Source organism: Brevundimonas sp. (assembly GCF_044239655.1).
Classification (GTDB): Bacteria; Pseudomonadota; Alphaproteobacteria; order Caulobacterales; family Caulobacteraceae; genus Brevundimonas.
The window spans coordinates 1-3604 of the sequence record NZ_JBIIAY010000190.1; the positions used below are offsets into that span (position 1 = coordinate 1).

4 protein-coding genes are annotated in these 3604 nt (G+C 66.5%); all 4 read left to right on the top strand.

The annotated features are described in order from the left end of the window. Nucleotides 1-580, top strand: a 580-nt coding sequence (locus ACILQR_RS16020) for a transketolase (RefSeq protein WP_395652365.1), incomplete at its 5' end; no start/stop codon positions are given. Further along, nucleotides 577-1533 (top strand): transketolase family protein, encoded by a 957-nt coding sequence (locus tag ACILQR_RS16025; protein WP_395652366.1) that lies wholly within the window; start codon nt 577-579, stop codon nt 1531-1533. The genes ACILQR_RS16020 and ACILQR_RS16025, both read left to right, overlap by 4 nt. Before the next feature lies 1 nt (nt 1534). Continuing rightward, a complete protein-coding gene (locus ACILQR_RS16030) occupies nt 1535-3025 on the top strand; it encodes an FGGY family carbohydrate kinase (RefSeq protein ID WP_395652367.1) in 1491 nt (496 codons plus the stop codon). Nucleotides 3026-3077: 52 nt separating this feature from the next. Beyond that, nucleotides 3078-3604: DUF1593 domain-containing protein (locus ACILQR_RS16035; RefSeq protein ID WP_395652368.1), on the top strand; the 527-nt coding region annotated here is incomplete at its 3' end.

The following is a 3604-nucleotide window of genomic DNA, read 5'->3' on the forward strand; positions in this document are numbered from 1 at the left end:
CGCCTTGGCCGGCTTCTTCCCCGAGACGGAACTCGACACCTATCTGGAGCCCCTCTCGCGTCTGAACGGCCACCCGAACCGGATGTATCTTCCCGGCGTCGAGACCAACACCGGCCCGCTCGGCCACGGCCTGCCCGTGGCGGTCGGCATGGCCATCGCCGCCCAGCTCGGGCCGCAGAGCTTCGATGTCTATGTCCTGACCGGAGATGGCGAACTCCAGGAAGGCAGCTGCTGGGAAGCCGCGATGACCGCCGGGCATCGCCGCCTCGGCAATCTGACCGTCATCGTCGACCGCAATCGGCTTCAACAGGGGGCGCCGACCGAGGAGACGGTCAGCCTGGAGCCCCTGGGCGACAAATGGCGCGCCTTCGGCTTCGACATCCTGTCGGTGGACGGCCACGATCCATCCGCCTTGCTGGAGGCTCTTGAAAGCCGTTCGACGGATGGCCGTCCGCGCTGCATCATCGCCGATACCATTAAGGGCAAGGGCGTCTCCTACATGGAAAACCAGGCGAGTTGGCACCACGGCTGCCCCACACCGGATCAGTACGCCCTCGCCCTGAAGGAGCTCGGCCAATGAGCAGCGCTGCCCCCGCCACAGGTCTGTTCGACTGCCGCGACGCCTTCGCACGGACCCTCGAGGACCTGGCCGCGAACGATCCGCGCATCGTCGCCGTGTGCAACGACAGCGTCGGCTCCAGCAAGCTCGGCGGCTTCCGCTCCAAATTTCCGGAACGGCTGATCAATGTCGGCATCGCCGAACAGAACATGATCGGCGTCGGCGCCGGCCTCGCCAACGGCGGCAAGATCCCGTTCGTCAGCGGAGCCTCCTGCTTCCTGACGGGCCGGGCCCTCGAACAGATCAAGGCCGACGTCGCCTATTCCCAGACCAATGTGAAGCTCTGCGGCATGGCCGCAGGCATTGCCTATGGCGAACTCGGGCCGACGCACCATTCGATCGAGGACCTCGCCTGGCTTCGCCCCCTGACGCCGCTGACCATCATCGTGCCTTCCGACCCCTGGGAAATGGAGGAGGCGGTCAAGGCCTGTGTCGATCACGAAGGGCCGGTCTTCCTGAGGGTCAGTCGTATGCCGGTGCCCAAGCTGGAACGCACCAACCCCGTGTTTCGGATCGGCAAGGCGGAGCGTCTGCGTGAAGGCTCGGACGTCACACTCATCGCCAACGGCACGATGGTGCATCGCGCGCTCGACGCCGCCAGCCTGCTTGCGGCGTCGGGGATTTCCGCGGCGGTCGTCAACATGTCGACGATCAATCCCCTCGACGAGGACGTCATTCTGGAGGCCGCGGCCGCAGGACCGATCGTCACGGTCGAAGAACATTCGGTCCGGGGCGGTCTGGGCAGCGCCGTCGCAGAGGTCGTCAGTACGCGCAGGCCCACGCCGATGCGGATCCTGGGCTTCCCGGGCTTTCTGCCGACCGGATCGGCCGAGTTCCTGATGGAGCATTTCGGATTGACCGCCACCGGCATTGCCAACGCCGCCCACGAGGTTCTGATCGCCAAAGCGGCCTGACATGACCACCGCTCGCGCCATCCTGGCCATCGATCAGGGCACCACAAACACCAAGGTCGTCGTCTTTGACGCGCTTGGACGGATCGTGGCGCGCGCCTCTCGCCCGAACGTCGTCGCCCACCCGCAACCCGCCTGGGCCGAACAGTCCGCGATCGAGGTGTGGGAAGGCGTCCGGGAAGCAATCGCAGAGGCGGTCGAGAGCATCGGTGATCGCTTCGACATCTGCGGCGTCGCCATCTCCAACCAGCGCGAGTCGGTCGTTGTCTGGGACGCCATCACGGGCGAGCCGGTCGGTCCCAGCATCCTTTGGCAATGCCGGAGAACCTCGGCGCGTTGTCAGGCGCTGCGCGCCCAGAAACTCGAGCCTCAAATCGTCGCGCGCAGCGGGCTCGGCCTCGACGCCCTGTTCTCCGCTACGAAGATCGCCTGGCTGCTCGACAGCCGGCCGGGTCTGCGCGCGCGCGCCGAACGGGGCGACCTCCGCGCGGGCACGATGGACGCCTGGCTGATCTGGAAGCTCACGGGCGGGGTTCACGCCACCGATCTCAGCAACGCGTCCCGAACCCAACTGCTCAATCTGGACAGCCTGACCTGGGACCCCTGGCTGGCCGACGCCTTCCAGGTTCCCCTGGCGATCTTGCCGCAGATCCGGCCCTCGAACGCCGTGTTCGGTGAAACCAGGGACGGCGCGACCCGCCTTCGCGCCGGGCTGCCGATTCTGGCGGTGATGGGTGATTCCCACGCCGCCCTCTATGGCCATTCGATCACCGGAGTCGGCGAGGTCAAGGTGACCTGCGGCACCGGCTCGTCCCTCATCTCCGTCACGGACCGCAGGGTCTCCTCCTCGAACGGCCTTTCGAGCACGATCGCCTGGCAGAAGGGCGACACCGCCTTCCATGCGCTGGAGGGCAATATCTCGGTCTCGGGGCAGACGGCGGCCCTGACGGCGGCCCTTCTGGGACTGGAGGATGCCGAGGCCCTGACACGGCTTGCCCAGACCGTTCCGGATGCAGACGGGATCGTTCTTGTGCCGGCGTTCGCGGGCCTTGGCGCCCCTCACTGGAAGGAAGACGCGCGCGGAACGATCTCGGGGATGACGCTGGGATCACGGCCCGCCCATGTCGCCCGCGCCGCGCTCGACGCCATCGCCCTGCAGATCGTCGATGTCCTCAAGGCGATGGAATCCGACCTCGGCCAGTCCTTTCCGGTGATCGCGGTCGATGGCGGGGCTTCAGCCAACGACATGCTGATGCAGTTGCTGGCCGATCTGTCCGGCTGTCCGGTCCGTCGCGGGACCATCGTCGAACTCAGCGCCTTTGGCGTCGCCAGGCTGGCCGCCGAGAGCCTCGGATTGCGTTGGGCGAGCGGATCGACCGACAATGCCGTCGTCTTCACCTCGGCGATGGCGCCGGACACGCGCCAGCGGATTTCGTCGCGCTGGCGACAGGCCGTCACCAGGGCTTCGATCACCATCCCCCTTGAGCCCTTGTGACGTTCAAGCGAGCTAAAGAAGCCTAACTCATCCCCCTGTCGAAGAGCCCGTCATGATGCGTTCTAGCGCTGTCTTCGTTCTTGTCGCCTGTCTGCTGGGCACGGCGCCGGCCTGGTCGGATACGCCCCGCGAGCGCCCCCGCGTCCTGGTGCTGACCGATATCCAGAACGAACCGGACGACACCCAGTCGCTCGTGCGCTTTCTAGTCTATTCCAACCAATGGGATGTCGAAGGCCTGGTCGCCACGACCTCGATCCATCTGCAGGACAAGACTGCCGCACCGCGAATCCGTGACATCGTCGGCGCCTATGGCCGTGTGCGCGACAACCTCGAGCTTCACGAGACCGGGTTCCCGACCCGCGATCACCTCCTCTCGGTCGTCGCGGAAGGTCAGCCCGCCTATGGCCTTGCAGCAACCGGCGCAGGCAAGGATTCGGCCGGATCGCGGCTTATCATCGCCGCCGCCGATCGCGACGACGACCGGCCATTGTGGGTGCTGGTCTGGGGCGGCCCAAACACCTTGGCTCAGGCGCTCTGGACCATCCGCGAGACCCGGACGCCGCAGGAGTTGCAGCGGTT